This is a genomic window from Microcella sp. (assembly GCF_040286215.1).
GTDB lineage: Bacteria > Actinomycetota > Actinomycetes > Actinomycetales > Microbacteriaceae > Microcella.
This window is the reverse complement of sequence record NZ_JAVKCK010000017.1, coordinates 83,831-100,628: the sequence shown is the minus strand read 5'-3', so window position 1 is coordinate 100,628 and position 16,798 is coordinate 83,831. Positions and strand designations below refer to the sequence as shown.

General features: G+C 70.3%; 16 protein-coding genes and 1 tRNA gene. 10 read left to right on the top strand and 7 right to left on the bottom strand.

Features of this window, described 5'->3' with window-relative positions; all coding sequences use genetic code 11:
- Nucleotides 1-12: 12 nt before the first annotated feature.
- Nucleotides 13-903, bottom strand: a complete 891-nt coding sequence (locus RJQ01_RS08275; protein WP_350476264.1) for a DMT family transporter — start codon at nt 901-903, stop codon at nt 13-15.
- Between the two features lie 51 nt (nt 904-954).
- Between RJQ01_RS08275 and RJQ01_RS08270 the strand changes: the two genes are divergently transcribed.
- Nucleotides 955-1,326 (top strand): hypothetical protein, encoded by a 372-nt coding sequence (locus RJQ01_RS08270; protein WP_350476263.1) that lies wholly within the window; start codon nt 955-957, stop codon nt 1,324-1,326.
- Between the two features lie 4 nt (nt 1,327-1,330).
- On the opposite strand, the gene RJQ01_RS08265 is transcribed toward RJQ01_RS08270, so the two are convergent.
- Complete coding sequence (locus RJQ01_RS08265; protein ID WP_350476262.1) at nt 1,331-2,329, bottom strand: hypothetical protein; 999 nt, start codon at nt 2,327-2,329, stop codon at nt 1,331-1,333.
- Nucleotides 2,330-2,422: 93 nt separating this feature from the next.
- Nucleotides 2,423-2,498, bottom strand: a tRNA-Val gene (locus RJQ01_RS08260).
- 170 nt (nt 2,499-2,668) lie between these two features.
- Here RJQ01_RS08260 and aceE point away from each other — a divergent pair.
- The 6 genes from aceE to RJQ01_RS08230 all read left to right on the top strand — a co-directional run bounded on the left by aceE (nt 2,669) and on the right by RJQ01_RS08230 (nt 10,338).
- On the top strand, nt 2,669-5,395 hold the full coding sequence (gene aceE / locus RJQ01_RS08255; protein WP_350476261.1) for a pyruvate dehydrogenase (acetyl-transferring), homodimeric type: 2,727 nt from the start codon (nt 2,669-2,671) through the stop codon (nt 5,393-5,395).
- A 73-nt stretch (nt 5,396-5,468) separates the two neighbouring features.
- Entirely contained in the window at nt 5,469-6,644 is a 1,176-nt protein-coding gene (locus tag RJQ01_RS08250) for a PucR family transcriptional regulator (protein ID WP_350476469.1), read from the top strand.
- Nucleotides 6,645-6,756: 112 nt separating this feature from the next.
- Entirely contained in the window at nt 6,757-7,671 is a 915-nt protein-coding gene (locus RJQ01_RS08245) for an ACP S-malonyltransferase (RefSeq protein ID WP_350476260.1), read from the top strand.
- Nucleotides 7,668-8,675 (top strand): beta-ketoacyl-ACP synthase III, encoded by a 1,008-nt coding sequence (locus tag RJQ01_RS08240; RefSeq protein ID WP_350476259.1) that lies wholly within the window; start codon nt 7,668-7,670, stop codon nt 8,673-8,675. Before RJQ01_RS08245 ends, RJQ01_RS08240 begins: the two co-directional genes overlap by 4 nt.
- 83 nt (nt 8,676-8,758) lie before the next feature.
- Nucleotides 8,759-9,007 (top strand): acyl carrier protein, encoded by a 249-nt coding sequence (locus tag RJQ01_RS08235; protein WP_350476258.1) that lies wholly within the window; start codon nt 8,759-8,761, stop codon nt 9,005-9,007.
- Nucleotides 9,008-9,105: 98 nt separating this feature from the next.
- Complete coding sequence (locus RJQ01_RS08230) at nt 9,106-10,338, top strand: beta-ketoacyl-[acyl-carrier-protein] synthase family protein (protein WP_350476257.1); 1,233 nt, start codon at nt 9,106-9,108, stop codon at nt 10,336-10,338.
- A 13-nt stretch (nt 10,339-10,351) separates the two neighbouring features.
- Here the strand turns inward: RJQ01_RS08230 and RJQ01_RS08225 are convergent, their stop codons facing one another.
- Nucleotides 10,352-10,861, bottom strand: a complete 510-nt coding sequence (locus RJQ01_RS08225; protein ID WP_350476256.1) for a DUF3145 domain-containing protein — start codon at nt 10,859-10,861, stop codon at nt 10,352-10,354.
- A gap of 175 nt (nt 10,862-11,036) precedes the next feature.
- Here RJQ01_RS08225 and RJQ01_RS08220 point away from each other — a divergent pair, with 175 nt between their 5' ends.
- Entirely contained in the window at nt 11,037-11,591 is a 555-nt protein-coding gene (locus tag RJQ01_RS08220) for a PadR family transcriptional regulator (protein WP_350476255.1), read from the top strand.
- A gap of 12 nt (nt 11,592-11,603) precedes the next feature.
- On the opposite strand, the gene RJQ01_RS08215 is transcribed toward RJQ01_RS08220, so the two are convergent.
- The 3 genes from RJQ01_RS08215 to RJQ01_RS08205 form a co-directional block, all read right to left on the bottom strand.
- Nucleotides 11,604-13,292, bottom strand: coding sequence for a bifunctional 3'-5' exonuclease/DNA polymerase (locus RJQ01_RS08215; protein WP_350476254.1), 1,689 nt, complete (start codon nt 13,290-13,292; stop codon nt 11,604-11,606).
- 156 nt (nt 13,293-13,448) lie between these two features.
- Complete coding sequence (locus RJQ01_RS08210; RefSeq protein ID WP_350476253.1) at nt 13,449-14,273, bottom strand: DUF1684 domain-containing protein; 825 nt, start codon at nt 14,271-14,273, stop codon at nt 13,449-13,451.
- A 53-nt stretch (nt 14,274-14,326) separates the two neighbouring features.
- The gene (locus tag RJQ01_RS08205) at nt 14,327-15,097 is read right to left on the bottom strand and encodes a hypothetical protein (RefSeq protein WP_350476252.1); all 771 of its coding nucleotides are present in this window, start codon (nt 15,095-15,097) and stop codon (nt 14,327-14,329) included.
- Between the two features lie 555 nt (nt 15,098-15,652).
- Here RJQ01_RS08205 and RJQ01_RS08200 point away from each other — a divergent pair.
- Both RJQ01_RS08200 and RJQ01_RS08195 read left to right on the top strand, forming a co-directional pair.
- On the top strand, nt 15,653-16,324 hold the full coding sequence (locus RJQ01_RS08200) for a tyrosine-type recombinase/integrase (RefSeq protein ID WP_350476251.1): 672 nt from the start codon (nt 15,653-15,655) through the stop codon (nt 16,322-16,324).
- 46 nt (nt 16,325-16,370) lie between these two features.
- A complete protein-coding gene (locus RJQ01_RS08195) occupies nt 16,371-16,691 on the top strand; it encodes a DUF4429 domain-containing protein (protein ID WP_350476250.1) in 321 nt (106 codons plus the stop codon).
- Nucleotides 16,692-16,798: the final 107 nt, after the last annotated feature.

The window sequence follows — 16,798 nt, the reverse complement described above, 5'->3', positions numbered from 1 at the left end:
ATGATAGGGCGGTCAGGCCATCTGCCGTGGGTGACGAGCCGTAGAGAGCACAGTTACCCCGAGGAGGATGAGCGCGAGCCCGACCCATCCCGCCGGCTCAAGACGCTCACCGACGACGGCGACGGCGAGCAGGGTCGCGACGAAGGGCTCGAGCAGCGTCACGACGGTGACCGTCGAGCTGCGCAGTGCGCGCAGGCTACGGGCGAAGAGCACGTAGGCGAGGAACATCGGGCCGAGGGCGAGGTAGGCCGCGATGCCGGCGTTGGCGACGGTGGCGAGCAACGGAGCCGCTGTGATGAGCATGACGACCGAGAGCGGTATCGCGGCGAGACCGAATACCGCACCCATGGTGGCGCGGCCGCCGTGCACGGCGCGCACGATGACCCCGGCCGAGTAGGTGAAGAGCGCGTATCCCGCGCCCGCCGCCAGGCCCAGCACCACGCCCAGCGGCACCGTGGCGGGGTTGACGACGGATTCCGCGCCGTGACCCCCGCCCACGAGCAGGGCGACCCCGCCGAGCGCGACGGCCGTGCTGAGCATCCAGCGCAGCGTCAGCCGGTGGCGGTCGACGCGCCATTCCAGCAGGGCTGCGAAGAGCGGCCCGGAGCCCAGCGACACGACATTGCCGATCGCGACTCCCGCGAGATCCATCGCCGCGTAGAAGGTCAGAGGGTAGACGACCATCCCGAGCGCGGCCAAGAGAAGCCAACGGCGGATCGCACGATCCCGCACGACGGCGAGGGAGGATCGCGACGACGTCGTGAACAGCAGCGTGCCGCCCAGCGCCATGGTCGTCGCGCCGATCGCCAGCGGGCTGACGCCTCCCGTCAGGAACGTCGCCGCGGTGCCCGTCGTGCCCCACAGCACGGAGGCGAGCACGAGCGCCCCGATCGCTGCCGCCACCGGCCTGCCCCTCCCGACCCGGCTCACGGCGGGCCGGGCTATCGTGTGGCCATGACCGAGAGCGAACTCCTCACGCACTGGGCCAGCGCCCGGTGGCACATCATCATCTCGCAGATCGCCCCGACGCTGCTGCTGACGGCGACGGTCGGGATGCTCGCCGCGGGCCTCGCCGACTCCGACCTGCCCGTGCGCCTCGCGGCGGCCGGAATCCTGCTCGCCTCCGGCCTGCTCGGGGCCGCGGCCCAGATCGCGGCGGCCAACGAGGGCCGCGCGATCGTGGCAGAGCTGCGAGCGCTGGAAGCCCGCTCGGCGATCGCTGAGCGGATCATCGCGACCGCTCGCGGTATCGAGATCGTGCGCATCGTCGGGCCGGCCGTCTTCGTGCTCGTCTTCGTCGCGCTGCTCTGGGCTCTGTTCTGGTAGCGACTCACCGTGAGCGCGCCCTGCGCGAGCGCTCGCGCCGGTAAGCCGCGACGATCAGCTCCCCTCGAGCCTCGGCCATGCGGTCGACGAGGTCGTCCGCCGCGCGAGCCGAGACTGCCGGCACGATGAGATCGAGGGGGCCGAGGGGGCGCAAGGGACGACACCGCACCCGGATGACGATCCAGCCCACGTCTGCGAGGAGGCTGTCTTTGCGGAGGTCGACACGTTCGCGGTGCCCCACGTGCTCGTCCCCCGCGCGCCCCACCGTGTCTAGCTCGACCGCGATCGCGAGCTCGGGCAGCACGATGTCGGGCCACACTTCACGCCGGCCGAAAAACGGGGTGCGCACACGCACGGCGTTGGAGTTTAGGTCGACGTCGAGCCGCTCGGCGACGAGCAGGCGCAGCCGCTCCTGCGCTGCCGACGTTGCGCGCGAGGCCTCCGCGCTCACGAAGGCCTCTCCCGGCGCCACGTCCGCCACGGGCGTCGACAACTCAGGACGATGTCGCCAGGGAACATGCACAGGGCCTCGCCATCCCGCGGTCGACACGGGCCCCTGCTGCGGCGGCTTGGCGGCGCCGCGACGTCGTCCTGAGTTGTCGACTCCGACGTCGAGGGGGTCGGAGGGCGACGGGGCCGGACTCGCGATGGGCGATGCGGGGCGCGGTATGCCGCGCGGCCACCGGGGGGCGGGCGGCAGCGCGGAGGGCGTCGCGCACACGGGGCACCACGACCGACGAGAGCGTCCGCGCGCCGGCCGGGCGCGCTGCTCGGCGGGGGTCGCGACGAAGTCGTGGCCGATGCCGCACACCCAGACGAGCCACACCTCGGCCGCGGGCGGGATCTGACTGAGCACGAGCTCGTGGTTGCGGTCGGGGTGGAACTGCTCGACGAGCCTCGGGAAGACGGCCCAGGCATCCCTGAACTCCCCGATCGGATGCGGCACGTCACGGCCGGTCGCCCACTGGCGGCGCGCCCACCACTGCTCGACACTCACCGGCACGCATCCACGCTAGGCGAGCGCGCCGACACTGCTGCGCAGACTCGGCGGGTGTGGATGCGCTGCTCATCGCTCTGCGCGCGCCCCACCCCCTCGTGGTGGGCCCTGACGGACTCGAACCGCCGACATCCTCGGTGTAAACGAGGCGCTCTACCAACTGAGCTAAGAGCCCGACGTCCAGAATGCTACTGCTCCGGGAGGGAATGCGCCGCGTGCCGACCGGTCACGAGAGGTGCAGGTGGGCATGACTAGACTCGATCACGCCCGAAACGGTCTCCCGCCGCAACCCGGTGGTGACGATCGGCGGCACGCTCTCGTCTACCACCAGGAATGAGGTCAAGGGTGACGGTCAACGACCAGGATCCGTACTCGGTCACACAGGCAGACTCCGATCCGGAGGAGACCACAGAATGGAATGAGTCGCTCGACGCGGTCGTTCACGCTCGCGGTCCACAGCGGGGGCGAGAGATCATGCTCAGCCTCCTCAAGCGCTCCAAAGAGCTGCACCTGGGCGTGCCCATGGTGCCGACCACGGACTACCTCAACACGATCGCTCCCGAGAACGAGCCGGCCTTCCCGGGCGACGAGGAGCTCGAGCGCCGCTACCGCGCGTGGATCCGCTGGAACGCGGCGATCACCGTGCACCGCGCGCAGCGGCCGAGCATCGCCGTGGGCGGGCATATCTCGACCTACGCCTCGAGCGCGGCGCTCTACGAGGTCGGGCACAACCACTTCTTCCGCGGAGCGGAGCACCCCACCGGCGGCGACCAGATCTTCTACCAGGGGCACGCTTCGCCCGGCATGTACGCGCGCGCCTACCTCGAGGGCCGTCTCACGACGGACCAGCTCGACGGGTTCCGCCAGGAGAAGTCGCACCACAGTGGCGGCCTGTCGAGCTACCCGCACCCGCGCCTCATGCCGACGTTCTGGCAGTTCCCGACCGTCTCGATGGGCCTCGGCCCCATCAACGCCATCTACCAGGCGCAGCTCAACAAGTACGTCACGAACCGCGGCATCGCCGAGGCGGACGACTCGCAGGTCTGGGCCTTCCTGGGTGACGGGGAGATGGACGAGGTGGAGAGCCGCGGCGCCCTCCAGCTCGCGGCCAACGACGGCCTCGATAACCTCAACTTCGTCATCAACTGCAACCTGCAGCGTCTCGACGGCCCGGTGCGCGGCAACGGCAAGATCATCCAGGAGCTCGAGAGCTTCTTCCGCGGTGCTGGATGGAACGTCATCAAGGTCATCTGGGGTCGAGAGTGGGATGCCCTGCTCGCGAACGACCACGAGGGAGCGCTCCGCGACCTCATGAACCGCACCCCGGACGGCGACTACCAGACGTACAAGGCCGAGTCGGGCGCGTTCATCCGCGAGCACTTCTTCGGTCGCGACCCCCGCACCGCCGCGATGGTCGAGCACCTGAGTGACGACGACATCTGGAACCTCAAGCGCGGCGGCCACGACTACCGCAAGGTCTACGCCGCCTTCAAGGCCGCGAGCGAGCACACCGGTCAACCGACGGTGATCCTCGCGAAGACGGTCAAGGGCTACGGACTGGGCCCGAGCTTCGAGGGCCGCAACGCCACGCACCAGATGAAGAAGCTCACCCTCGACAACCTCAAGCAGTTCCGCGACGAGATGCGCATTCCCATCACCGACGCGGAGCTCGAGAAGGACCCGTACCAGCCTCCCTACTATCACCCCGGTAACGACGACCCGGCGATCCAGTACCTGCACGAGCGTCGGCGTGAGCTGGGCGGCTTCGTGCCGGAGCGCCGCACGAAGTACACCCAGGTGACCCTCCCCGAGGCGTCGACCTACGACGTCGTCAAGAAGGGTTCGGGCAAGCAGGAGGTCGCGACGACCATGGCGTTCGCGCGCCTGCTCAAGGATCTGCTGCGGTCGAAGGACTTCGGCCACCGCATCGTGCCGATCATCCCGGATGAGGCGCGCACCTTCGGCATGGACGCCTACTTTCCGTCGTCGAAGATCTACAACCCGGCAGGCCAGCACTACACGAGCGTCGACCGCGAGCAGCTTCTCGCCTACAAGGAGAGCCCGCAGGGTCAGATCTTGCACACGGGCATCAATGAAGCGGGCTCGGTAGCCGCGTTCACGGCGGTGGGCACGAGCTACGCGACCCACGGCGAGCCGCTCATCCCGGTCTACGTGTTCTATTCGATGTTCGGCTTCCAGCGCACGGGCGACGCCTTCTGGGCCGCTGGCGATCAGATGGCGCGCGGCTTCATCATCGGCGCCACTGCGGGCCGGACGACCCTCACGGGTGAAGGCCTGCAGCACGCCGACGGCCACTCGCCGCTGCTGGCGAGCACGAACCCGGCGGTCGTGTCCTACGACCCCGCCTTCGGGTTCGAGCTGGGGCACATTGTGAAGGCGGGCCTCGAGCGCATGTACGGCGGAGAGCACCCCGACCCCAACGTCATGTACTACCTGACCGTGTACAACGAGCCCCAGGTGCAGCCCGTCGAGCCGGAGAACCTCGATGTCGACGGCCTCCTGCGCGGCCTCTACCTGTACCGGCGCGCCGAGAACATCGGCCCGAAGGCCCAGCTTCTGGCCTCGGGTGTCGCCGTACCGTGGGCGCTCGAGGCCCAGCAGCTGCTCGCCGACGACTGGAACGTCTCCGCCGATGTGTGGAGCGTGACGTCGTGGACAGAGTTGCGCCGTGACGGCCTCGCGGCGGAGGAGCACAACTTCCTCCAGCCGGGCGAGAAGGCGCGGGTGCCCTACGTGACGCAGAAGCTGGAATCTGCCGAGGGACCGGTCGTGGCAGTGAGCGACTTCATGCACGCGGTGCCCGACCAGATTCGGCAGTTCGTGCCGGGCGATTTCGCGACACTTGGCGCCGACGGCTTCGGCTTCAGCGACACCCGGCCTGCCGCCCGACGCTTCTTCACGATCGACGGACCCTCGATCGTCGTCCGCACGCTGCAGCAGCTCGCGCGGCGCGGCGTCGTCGACCCGGCGGTCGTGGGTCAGGCGATTGAGCGCTACCGCTTGCACGATGTCACCGCCGGTACGACGGGCGCGGCGGGCGGCGACGCCTGACGCACGCGGCGGCACGGGCCCGCGCGCCGCGTCGCGCGCCCGGTACTCGAGGAAAGGGGTGCACGTGGCCTCGATGACGAAGGCTCAGACGCTCACCTGGTTGCGCAACATCTCGGGCGACCTCGCGTCGGAGACGCTCAAGAAGCTCGATGACACTCTGCCCTGGTACGGAACCATGCCGCCCAGCCGGCGTTCCGCCGTTGGGCTCGTCGCGCAGGCGGGCATCACCTCGTTCATCAGCTGGTACGACGACCCGAGCTCGCAGGCGTGGATCGCGGCCGACGTGTTCGACGCCGCGCCGCGCGAGCTGCTGCGCTCGGTGAGCCTTCAGCAGACCCTGCAGCTCATCCGCGTCGTCGTCGAGGTCGTCGAAGAACGCGTCAAGGGCCGCGATGAGAGCGTTCGCGAGGCCATCCTGCTGTACAGCCGGGAGATCGCGTTTGCCGCTGCCGACGTCTACGCGCGCGCGGCGGAGGCGCGGGGACTCTGGGATGCCCGGCTCGAGGCTCTCGTCGTCGACTCGATCCTCAGCGGCGAGTACGACAACGAGCTGCCCAGCCGCATCGCGGCGCTCGGGTGGAACGGCCACGGTGAGGTCTGCGTGCTCGTGGGCACCACGCCGCGCATCGTGGACGTCGACCAGGTGCGTCGCGTCGCACGCCATGTGGATGCCGACGTGCTCATCGGCGTGCAGGGCAATCGGCTCGTCATCGTGATCGGACGGGCCACTCCGCGCTCGGAGGACGGCGCCGAGGTCGAGCCGACGCACACGTTCGCGCAGATCGCCGAGGCGCTCGAGCCCAGCTTCGGGGAGGGCCACCTCGTGCTCGGACCGGAGGTGCCCGACGTCGTCGAGGCCGGCAAGAGCGCGAAGGCGGCACTTGCCGGGTTCGCGGTCGCCCGGTCCTGGCGCAACGCACCCCGACCGACTCATGCGGACGACCTCCTCCCCGAGCGCGCGCTCGCGGGCGACCCGATCGCCCGCCGCACCCTCATCGACCGCATCTACACGCCGCTCAAGAACCACAACGTCGAGCTTCTCGCGACGCTGTGGGCCTATCTCGACAACGGCCGCAGCCTGGAGGCGACGGCCCGCGAGCTGTTCGTCCACCCGAATACGGTTCGCTACCGCCTCAAGCGCATCAGCGAGGTCATCGGCTGGGATGCGACGGGCTCACGCGAGGCTCTCATCTTGCAGTGCGCGCTCATCGTCGGCTCGATCGCGGAACCGGGAGGCCCGCGGCGCTGACTCGCGGCGACCCGCTCGTCGTGACACTGTAGAGACTGGACAACACCGTGACGGCTTTGTTCACGACCTCCACCACCACTCGATAGCTACCCCTTTTGGGAGGATGGAACTCATGATCGTCGTCGTCGCCCCCGGCCAGGGCTCGCAGTCCCCCGGGTTTCTCGCACCATGGCTCGAGGACCCCGCGCACCGAGCCACCCTCGAGCGGTTCTCCGCCGCCGTAGGCCTCGACCTCGCCCTGCACGGCACCGAGTCCGACGCGGACACCATCCGCGACACCGCGATCGCCCAACCCCTCATCGTTGCCGCGAGCCTGCTGAGCGCCTCTGCGCTGCTCACCGGCCGGCACGACCGCGTCGGTGCCGTCGCGGGGCACTCCGTGGGCGAGTTCGCCGCCGCCGCCCTGACCGGAGTGCTCGCCGAGGAGGACGCCCTGCGCCTCGTGCGCGAGCGCGGTCTCGCGATGGCCGATGCCGCCGCCCTCGTGCCCACGGGCATGAGCGCCGTCATCGGCGGCGACGCCGACGCCCTGGCGGCGCGCATCACCCAGCTCGGTCTCGAAGCGGCCAATGTGAACGGCGGCGGGCAGACCGTCGTCGCCGGAGAGCTCGCGAATCTCGACGCACTCGCCGCCGACCCCGTGCCCGGCACGCGCGTCATCCCCCTTCAAGTCGCGGGCGCGTTCCACACCAGCTACATGGCCGACGCCGTCGAGCGCGTGCGCTCGGCGGCCGAGGGCATCGCCGTGCAAGACCCGAGCGTCCGCCTCTACACCAACCGCGACGGCAGTGTCGTGGAGACCGGCGCAGCCTTCCTCGACCTGCTCATCGGCCAGATCTCCTCCCCTGTCCGGTGGGATTCCTGCATGGAGTCGATGGCGGCCGATGGCGTCACCGGCATCATCGAGCTCCTGCCCGGCGGCGCCCTCAAGGGCCTGGCGAAGCGCGGCCTGCGCGGCGTGCCGAGCGTCGCCCTCACGACCCCCGACGACCTGCCCGCCGCCATCGAGATGCTGGAGAGCGCATGAGCCCCGCGACCCTGACCCAGTCCACGGGAGTGCCGTACACGCGCATCCACTCCGTCGGTGCCGCGCGCGGGGATGTCGTCGTGCCCAATGACGACATTGTCGGGCCGATCGAGTCCTCTGACGAGTGGATCCGGCAGCGCACCGGCGTCATCACCCGCACCCGCGCGAGCGCGAGTGTGCAGGCGGTAGACCTCGCCGAGGCCGCCTCGCGGGAGGCGATCGAGAAGGCTGGCATCGCGGCGAGCGACATCGGCGCCGTCATCGTCTCCACGATCAGCAACACCGTGCAGACCCCGTCCCTCGCCGCGTTGCTCACCGAGCGCATCGGGGCGACCCCCGCCCCTGCCTACGACGTGTCGGCCGCGTGCGCCGGCTACGCCTACGGCATTGCCCAGGCGGATGCTCTCGTCCGCGCCGGTGCGGCCCGCTACGTGCTCGTGGTCGGTGCCGAGAAGCTCAGCGACTTCGCCAAGCCCACCGACCGCACCATCTCGTTCCTCCTCGGAGACGGCGCGGGAGCCGCGATCGTCGGGCCCGCGGACGAACCGGGCATCGGCGCCACCGTGTGGGGCTCCGACGGCTCGAAATGGGACGCCGTCGGCATGGACCGGCCCCTCAAGGAGGCCTTCGACGATCCCGACGGCGAGTACCCGACCCTGCGCCAGGAAGGCCAGACCGTCTTCCGCTGGGCGGTGTGGGAGATGGCGAAGGTCGCCGGGCAGGCTCTCGACGCTGCCGGTGTCACCGCCGACGATCTCGACGCCTTCATCCCCCACCAGGCCAACATGCGCATCATCGATGAATTCGCGAAGCAGCTGTCACTGCCCGACAAGGTCATCGTCGGCCGCGATATCGCCACGACCGGCAACACCTCGGCGGCGTCGATACCGCTCGCCACGCATCGACTGCTCTCCGAGCATCCGGAGCTCAGCGGTGGCCTCGCCCTGCAGATCGGCTTCGGCGCCGGCCTCGTCTTCGGAGCCCAAGTGGTGCGCTTGCCCTAGCCCCGCGCGGCCTCCCCCGACCCGGACCGCCGCCCGCCCTAGGATGGGAGGCGGTCATACACACCCCCATAGGAGACAACACCATGGCACTGTCCACCGAAGAAGTTCTCGCCGGCCTCGCCGAGCTCATCAATGACGAGACCGGAATCTCGACCGACACGGTCGCTCTCGACAAGTCGTTCACCGACGACCTCGACATCGACTCAATCTCGATGATGACGATCGTCGTGAACGCGGAAGAGAAGTTCGACGTCAAGATCCCCGACGAAGAGGTCAAGAACCTCAAGACCGTCGGCGACGCCGTCACCTACATCGTGGGCGCCCAGGGCTGACCTGACCCGCGAGTGCGCGCCGATGCCGGGGCCCGAGCGCCTCGGCGCTACCCCGGCATCGTTGCGCACGCCCGTACCAACTGCAGAGAGTTGACGCTATGACCACCATCGTCGTCACCGGAATCGGTGCCACCTCCCCGCTCGGCGGGACCGCCCGCGACAGCTGGGACGCCCTGTTGCGCGGCGAATCCGGCGTGCGCACGCTCAAGCACGACTGGGTCGCTCAGCACGAGCTGCCCGTGACCTTCGCCGCCGAAGCCGCTGTGCGCCCCGACGAGGTGCTCGAGCGGCAGGAGATCAAGAGGCTCGACCCCTCCGCCCAGTTCGCGCTCATCGCCGCGCGCGAAGCCTGGGCGGACGCGGGAACGCCCGACATCGACCCCGAGCGCATCCTCGTCGACTACGCGACCGGCATCGGCGGGCTCTGGACGCTCCTCGACGCCTGGGACGTCCTCAAGGAGAAGGGCCCGCGACGGGTTCTGCCCATGACGATCCCCATGCTCATGCCCAACGCTGCGGCCGCCGCGATCAGCATGGGCCTCGGAGCGCGCGCCGGTGCGCGCACCGTCGTCTCCGCCTGCGCATCGGGCACTGAGGCGATCGCGAACGCCTACGAGCATCTCCAGCTCGGCATCGCGGATATCGTCGTCGCCGGAGGCACGGAGGCCGTGGTGCACCCTCTGCCGATCGCGGCCTTCGGCGCCATGCAGGCGCTCTCCCGCCGCAACGACGATCCCGCCGCCGCCTCGCGGCCGTACGACGTCGATCGCGACGGATTTGTGCTCGGCGAGGGCGCCGCGGCGATCGTCCTCGAGACGAAGGAGCACGCGCTCGCGCGCGGCGCGCGCATCTACGCGGAGCTCGCCGGCGGCTCGGTGACGTCGGACTCGTTCCACATCACCGCGCCCGACCCCGAGGGCTCGGGCGCTGCCCGCGCCGTCATCGCAGCGCTCGAGCAGGCCGGCGCCGCACCGATCGAGGTGTCGCACATCAACGCGCACGCCACCTCCACGCCCGTGGGCGACATCGCCGAGTACGCTGCGCTCGAGCGAGTGTTCGGCGACCGCGTCGGGTCTATCCCGGTCTCCGCGACGAAGGCCTCCACGGGTCACTTGCTGGGTGGGACGGGCGCTCTGGAGGCGGTCTTCACCATTCTCGCCCTGCATGAGCGCACGGCTCCACCCACGATCAACGTCGACAATCAGGACGAGCGCATCCCGCTCGATGTCGTGACCTCGCCGCGCGCTCTCGGCGAGGGGCCGCTGCTCGCCCTGTCGAATTCGTTCGGCTTCGGCGGCCACAACTCGGTGGTCGCGTTCCGCTCCGTCTGACGCGGTGCGCCGGTCAGCCGGCGCGGTGGCGCAGCCACACGACGCGGCTGCCCTCGTCCCCCGCGTGGCGGAACGGCTCAAGCTCGTCGTCCCATGCCTGCCCGAGGGCGAGCCGTAGCTCGCGGTGAAGCTCGAGGGCGTTGCTGCCGGCGACCTCCATCGCGTAGCGCACGCGGTCCTCGGGAATCACGGTGTTCCCCGCCGCGTCCGTCTGGGCGAAGAAGATGCCGAGGTCGGGCGTGTGCATCCAGCGGCCTCCGTCGGAGCCGAGTGCGGCATCCTCGGTCACCTCGAAGCGCAGGTGCTCCCAGCCGCGCAACGCGCTCGCGATCCTGGCACCGCTGCCGGCCTCGCCCTCCCACACGAACTCGGTGCGCTGAGCGCCGGGCAGGACGGGCTGATCGATCCAGTCGAAGTTCACGGCGCGGTCGATGGCGCGACCTGCGGCCCATTCGATGTGCGGGCAGAGCGCGCGAGGAGCGGAGTGCACGAACAGCACTCCGCGAGCCGATGCAGTAGCCACAGTTCACTCCGTTTCGTTCAGGTGCGACTTCCCCATCGACCTGGCTCGGAGCGAGCGTGCAGCATATTCGGTTGGAACGGTTGCCCGTCAGCGCCCATTATCCACCCAGCACGCCAGAAATCACAAGCGTGTCATTCTTCGGATGCGCGGCCAGCGTCTCGCCTAGGCTGAACCCATGACGCTGCGTCATTCCCTCCTCGCCGTCCTCACCCTCGGGCCCGCCTACGGCTACCAGCTGCACGGCGAGGTCGTCGAGCGGACCCGTCGCGACACGCCGCTCAACGTCGGGCAGGTCTATTCCACACTCGATCGGCTGCGTCGGGACGGCCTCATCGCCTCCGCCGGCATCACGGACGACAACCTGCCCCTGTACGAACTCACCGACTCCGGCATCATCGAGGCGCGTATGCACCTCACCGAGCCGGACACGCCCGACTGGCACGACATGGTCGAGCGCGTACTGCTGGCGCTCTCCCTCCCCGGCAGCCACCACGACGCGCTCATCGCCCACTACCGCCGCCTATGGGAGCCGTACGCCGGCGCCTCGAGCGAAACGCTCGATCCGACCGGCGGGCAGGCGCAGGCGGCCGCCGAGCACGCTGCACGTCTCCTGCGCTCCGCCGCGCTCGCCTGGCTCGACTCGCTTCCCGTCATCGAGCCGTGGCCGCTGCGCACGGATCGCCGCCGTCGAGGACGGCGCGCGGCCGAGGCCGTTCAGCCGCCGCGCTGACAGAGTCGAGCGCTACTTCGCGTCGCTGTACCGGTGAACAGTCGCGATCGTGACCGGGAAGGTCACCTGCGACGCTCCAAACACGATGCGGCCCGCCTCAGCCGCCGCGTCTCGCAGCGCCGTCTCGACCTCGCCCGCACGAGCCTGCGGAGCATGCACCACCAGCTCGTCGTGCAAGAAGAACACCAGGTGCGGCTGCCGCTCGAGGGGTCCGTCCTGCGCGTCCCACAGCTGGCGTCGCACGCCCGCGAGCCACGCCAGCGCCCACTCGGCCGCCGTGCCCTGCACGACGAAATTGCGCGTGAAGCGACCCCACGACCGCGCCTCGCTGAGCCCCGCGCGGCGCAGCGACGCTGAGGCGCCCTCAGCGGCCGCGAGCGACTGACGATCGAGCCACTCGGCACCCGGCGGCGGCGAGGTGCGACCGAGTCGGGTCGTGACCGTCCCGCCCCGCGCGCCCGCCCGCGCCGCGGCCTCCACGAAGGCGATCGCCCGAGGGAACGAGCGGGCGAGACGCGGCAGCACCCGCGCGCTCTCACCGGTCGTGCCGCCGTACATGGCGCCGAGCATCCCGATCTTCGCGTGCTCGCGGGAGTCGACGACGCCGCGCTCCACCATTCCTGCGTACAGGTCCACCCCCGCACCGGCCTGCGCCATGGCCTCGTCTCCGGAAAGCGCGGCGAGGATGCGCGGCTCGAGCTGCGCCGCATCGGCGACCACGAGCGTCCACCCGTCGTCCGCTCGCACGGCGGGGCGCACCTGGCGCGGCAGCTGCAGCGCTCCACCCCCGTCGGAGGCCCAGCGTCCGCTGCTCGCCCCCGCTGGCAGGAAGACGGGGCGGAAGCGGCCGTCGCGCACCCACTCGTCCAGCCAGGCCCAGCCGTTCGCGGTCCACAGTCGCGCAAGGGTCTTGTACTGCAGCAGGGGGGCGATCGCCGGGTGCTGGAGCCCGAGCAGCTCACGCTGCTGCGTCGTCGCCACCTCGAGCCCCGCGCGGCGGAGGGCGCGCATCAGCTCCGCCGGCGAGTCGATCGCGAACGGGCCGACCCCGAGGCGCTGGGTCACCTCCGCGGCGAGCTCATCGAGGCGGGGCGGTCTCCGGCCACCGGCAGGACGCGGTCCGAGCGCGGCGGTCAGCAGAGCATCGTGATCGCTCGCGCTCCACGGCAGGCCCACATGGGTCATCTCGGCGGCGGCCAGGGCCCCAGCCGACTCCGCGGCGGCGAGCAGGGTGAGATCGCGGGCGGTCGCGTGCTCCGCGATCGCGGCCAGCTGAGCCCGGTAGGTCACGGTGGCGGCGGGCGGCGCGAGCGGAGCATCCGCACCACGGTCGGCGCCCTTCGCGCCGTGAACGGCGTCGGTGTCGAGATCGAAGAGGGTGTCGCCGCGGGCGGAACGGCCGACCGTCGGCGCACCCCAGTCGCTGCGGGGTGCGCGGCCCTCGATACCGGCGAGCAGGCGATCGACGAGCCGCAGATCGTGGCAGCGCTCGACGCGCACACCGGCGGCGAGCAGCGATGGGTACCACTGCGCGGTGTCGGTCCACACCCAGCGAGGATGCTCGGTCTCGCGCTCGGCCACGAGAGCAGGCAGCTCGGCCCACGATACGAGCGTGATCGTGCCGCCGCCGCGCGCGGCGCCCGAGTCGTCGACATCGACGAGCGCGAGCTGCGCGCCCCGGCGCTCGACGACGATCGGCATGCGCCCAGTCTGCCGTGCTCTACCGACGCGACCGCCCCGGCGCTGTGTCAGCAACTCAGGACTATCTCCGCGCTGCCGCAGCGCACCGCGCGGAGTGCCGCGCCGCGCGGACCACCTGCACTCGGATAGTCCTGAGTTGTTGACGCGCGCGGGGGGTCAGTGCAGGAGCGAGCCGTCTTTCGCGAGCACGTTCTTCTCGCCTGCCTCGATGGCAAAGGGGAAGCGGTTCTGCTTCGGCGGGAGGGGGCAGTTGAAGTTGTAGCTGAAGGCGCACGGCGGCAGGATCGCCAGGTTGAAGTCGAGCGTGATCGTGCCGTCGGCGTTCGGGGCGAGGAAGAGGAAGCGCCCGACGCTGTAGGTGGAATCGCCGTTGGTGGCGTCGGCGAAGACGAGCTGCAGAGCGCGCCCCGCCTTGAAGGCGGCGATGTCGTAGTCGACGCCGTCGTGCGTCACGCTGATCTCGCCGGGCACGACCTGCTCGCGCGTCGCGCCGTCATCCTTGAGGTGCTCGAAGCCGACCGTCGTGCCCCCCTCGATCTCGCGGAACGTGCCCGTCAGCACCCACTCCGGGTCGTAGTCGAAGGCGTCGATGCCTCCGAAGTTCTCGATTGCCTCGCTGCGGGCATCCCACACGCGCAGGGCGTAGGTGCCGCCCTCGCCCGCGATGACGAACCCCGTCGTGTGATCGTCGAACACGATGCTGCTCGGCTCGGCGTCGTCTTTGCCGCGCACCCGCACGGTGCCGTCAACGAGTTCGCCGTCGACGACGATGCCGTCATCGGGCACGGCCGTCAGGAGCAGGCCGCCCTCCGGTGCGGCGGCCCATCGTCCGGGAACGCCCCAGATCGTCTGCTCGCCGTCCACCCACTGGGTGTTGACGAGCGCGAGCGGCCCCTGCGGCTGCACGGCGGCGAGGGCCCGGCGCTCCCGAAACGTCGCGTAGCGCTCGAGTGCGGTCGGGGCGGGTGCAGTGTCAGCCATCTGCTCATCCTCTCCGAGCGACGGGATGCGCGCCACTCGACGCGCGGGCGGGCTCAGCCCCCGAGAAGGGCGAGCACCAGCACCGACCCCGAAGGGATGCTCGCGAGCGCCGTGGAGGAGAGTACCCGCAGTCGCGCGGCCCCCTCCGCTGTGCGCGCCGCGCCCGCCGGACGAGCGATCGCCCACTCGGCCACGGCCCAAGCGGCGGTTGCCGCGAGCACGACAAGCGTCGCGATGCGCACGCCGCCGCTCGTCGGAGCGCCCAGCACGAGGCCGGTGATCTGCACGAGCGCGATGACGCCCCAGGGCACGATGACGAGCACCGTGAGGAAGGCGAAAGGCCACAGATGCGCCCGCGACCCCGGCGTGCGGGGCGTGCGATCCTGCAGCCAGCCCAGGAGTCCTCCTCCCGCTGCCAGAGCGTAGGCGAGCACGATCGTGCTCGCCGCAGCGGCGCCGTTGAGCAGCGCGACGATGACGACGGTGATGCCGAGAGACTGGGAGACGGCGATCCAGTGCAGAGTCGACGCCGTCGACGCGCTGACCTCGCCGCGCCCGCGTCGATAGACGACGAAGGCCTGCAGCACCGCGGTGACGAGCAGCACCGCGAGCATGCCGCGCACCGCTTCGGGCGTGAGGAGCACGCCGGCGACGAGCGGAGCCGACCCCTCCGCCAGCAGGACAGGGGGCTCAACGACGACGAGCAGATCCCTGCGGGCCTCGGTGAGCCCCAGCACGACGAGCGTGATGAGGGCCTGGATCGTGACGACGACGGCCGCGGTGCGCGAGTCGGCCGCGCGCGGGGCGACGGGAGCAATGGTCATGGGGCCTCCTGATGCAGGTCGACGCAGTAGGGCGGACGGGACTTGAACCCGTGACCGATGGATTATGGGTCGCGCCTGTCGCCCAGCTCAGCGTAGCCCGCGCCCAGCGGAACGCCTCGTGAGCGCGAGGTCGGAGGCGCAGTGCCTCGACCTGCTCTATCCTGGCGAGACCTTCGAGCACTGGTGCGATCGTGAACCAGGACACGCGGGCGACCACCACTGCGGCGACTGCGCCGACGTCTGGAACCCAGAGGACCCCGCCGAGCTCGAAGCGTTCGGGGCAGAGCCGCACGAGAAGTGGGAAGGCACCTGTCCCGAGTGCGTTCTCATGTCCGAACCTGCATAGTGGCCCGCGAAGTGGGGACAGTGAGGCACCTTCGGCTAGTGCCAGAGTCGGGGATGAAGCCTCAGATATCGACACCCGCATCCTGGACGCAGCCGATCGCAAGCTTCCTAGCGAACCTCCACCGCGGCGGCTCACCGAGACCAACCCTCACACTCCGCAGCTACCACCTACGTCGCTTCGCGGCCGACAGCCAGACCGACCCGTGGTCTGTGACAACGCTCGACCTGAACGACCACATCGACCGGCGCAAGTGGTCCGGCTCCACGATGAAGACTTTCCGCTCCACGATGCGCGAGTTCTACCGCTGGGCCATGCTGCACTCACTCACCGACCGCAACCCCGCGGAGCTGCTGCCGCGTGTGCGCGTCGCCGCGGGCGTCCCGCGCCCTGCCGAAGATGAAGCCCTGGAAGCCGCTCTCGCGGACTCAGACACCCGGACTCGCCTTATGGTCCGGCTCGCCGCGTACGCCGGTCTGCGGTGCCGCGAGATAGCGCTCGTCCACACTGACGACCTCGTGCGCGACCTCGTGGGCTGGTCCCTCGTCGTCCACGGCAAAGGCGACCGCATTCGCTACGTGCCGCTGCCCGACGACCTCGCGCGCGACCTGCTCGCCTTCGCGGACGGTCCGGGCTGGCTGTTCCCCGGCCTCATCGACGGGCATCTCTCCGCGCAGTACGTCTCCAAGCTCATCGCGCGGGTGCTCCCCGGCGCGACCGCGCACCAGCTCCGCCACCGCTTCGCGACCCGCGCCTACCAGCTCGGAGGGCGCGACATTCGCGCGGTCCAGGAGTTGCTCGGGCACGCGAGCGTCGCGACCACGCAGATATACACGGGCGTGGAGTCCCAAGCCGTGCGCCGCGCAGCTCTCGCCGCCGCGTAGCACTGCCGGTAGCGTGTAGAGCGCCGACCACGAGGAGGAAGCACCCATGACCGACACCACCACCGCGAAGGGCGTCAACGGCACAGTGAGCTTCGACGGCCAGCTCGTGACCATCACCAGGAAGGGCATCGGGAACAAGGGCGCGAAGACCATCCCGCTGCGCTCGATCGGCGGCGTGCAGATTCGGCCGGCGACAATGCTCGTGAACGGCTTCCTCGCGCTGAGCGTCTCCGGTGAGGTCGGCCGCAGCTCGGGCGGCGTCGGCCGACTCCAGGATGCGGCAAACGACGAGAACGCCGTGATCTTCACCAAGAAGCAGACCGCCGAGTTCGAGGCCTTCCGCGACGCGGTGCTCGCCCAGCTCTGACCCGTCGCCCGCGGCCACGCGCGACACGTCGCGCCCTCCGGCGCGCACGACGAAAGCGCCCCCGCACTCACAGCTCGAGAGCTGGAGTGCGGGGGCGCAGTCGTTCA

Bases quoted from the DNA above. Each gene is read 5' to 3' on its own strand.
- RJQ01_RS08235 (WP_350476258.1), top strand. From the start codon at position 8,759: ATGGCACTGTCCACCGAAGAAGTTCTCGCCGGCCTCGCCGAGCTCATC.
- RJQ01_RS08220 (WP_350476255.1), top strand. From the start codon at position 11,037: ATGACGCTGCGTCATTCCCTCCTCGCCGTCCTCACCCTCGGGCCCGCC.
- RJQ01_RS08195 (WP_350476250.1), top strand. From the start codon at position 16,371: ATGACCGACACCACCACCGCGAAGGGCGTCAACGGCACAGTGAGCTTC.
- RJQ01_RS08215 (WP_350476254.1), bottom strand. From the start codon at position 13,292: ATGCCGATCGTCGTCGAGCGCCGGGGCGCGCAGCTCGCGCTCGTCGAT.
- RJQ01_RS08240 (WP_350476259.1), top strand. From the start codon at position 7,668: ATGAGCCCCGCGACCCTGACCCAGTCCACGGGAGTGCCGTACACGCGC.
- RJQ01_RS08230 (WP_350476257.1), top strand. From the start codon at position 9,106: ATGACCACCATCGTCGTCACCGGAATCGGTGCCACCTCCCCGCTCGGC.
- RJQ01_RS08270 (WP_350476263.1), top strand. From the start codon at position 955: ATGACCGAGAGCGAACTCCTCACGCACTGGGCCAGCGCCCGGTGGCAC.
- RJQ01_RS08250 (WP_350476469.1), top strand. From the start codon at position 5,469: ATGACGAAGGCTCAGACGCTCACCTGGTTGCGCAACATCTCGGGCGAC.
- RJQ01_RS08210 (WP_350476253.1), bottom strand. From the start codon at position 14,273: ATGGCTGACACTGCACCCGCCCCGACCGCACTCGAGCGCTACGCGACG.
- RJQ01_RS08205 (WP_350476252.1), bottom strand. From the start codon at position 15,097: ATGACCATTGCTCCCGTCGCCCCGCGCGCGGCCGACTCGCGCACCGCG.
- RJQ01_RS08245 (WP_350476260.1), top strand. From the start codon at position 6,757: ATGATCGTCGTCGTCGCCCCCGGCCAGGGCTCGCAGTCCCCCGGGTTT.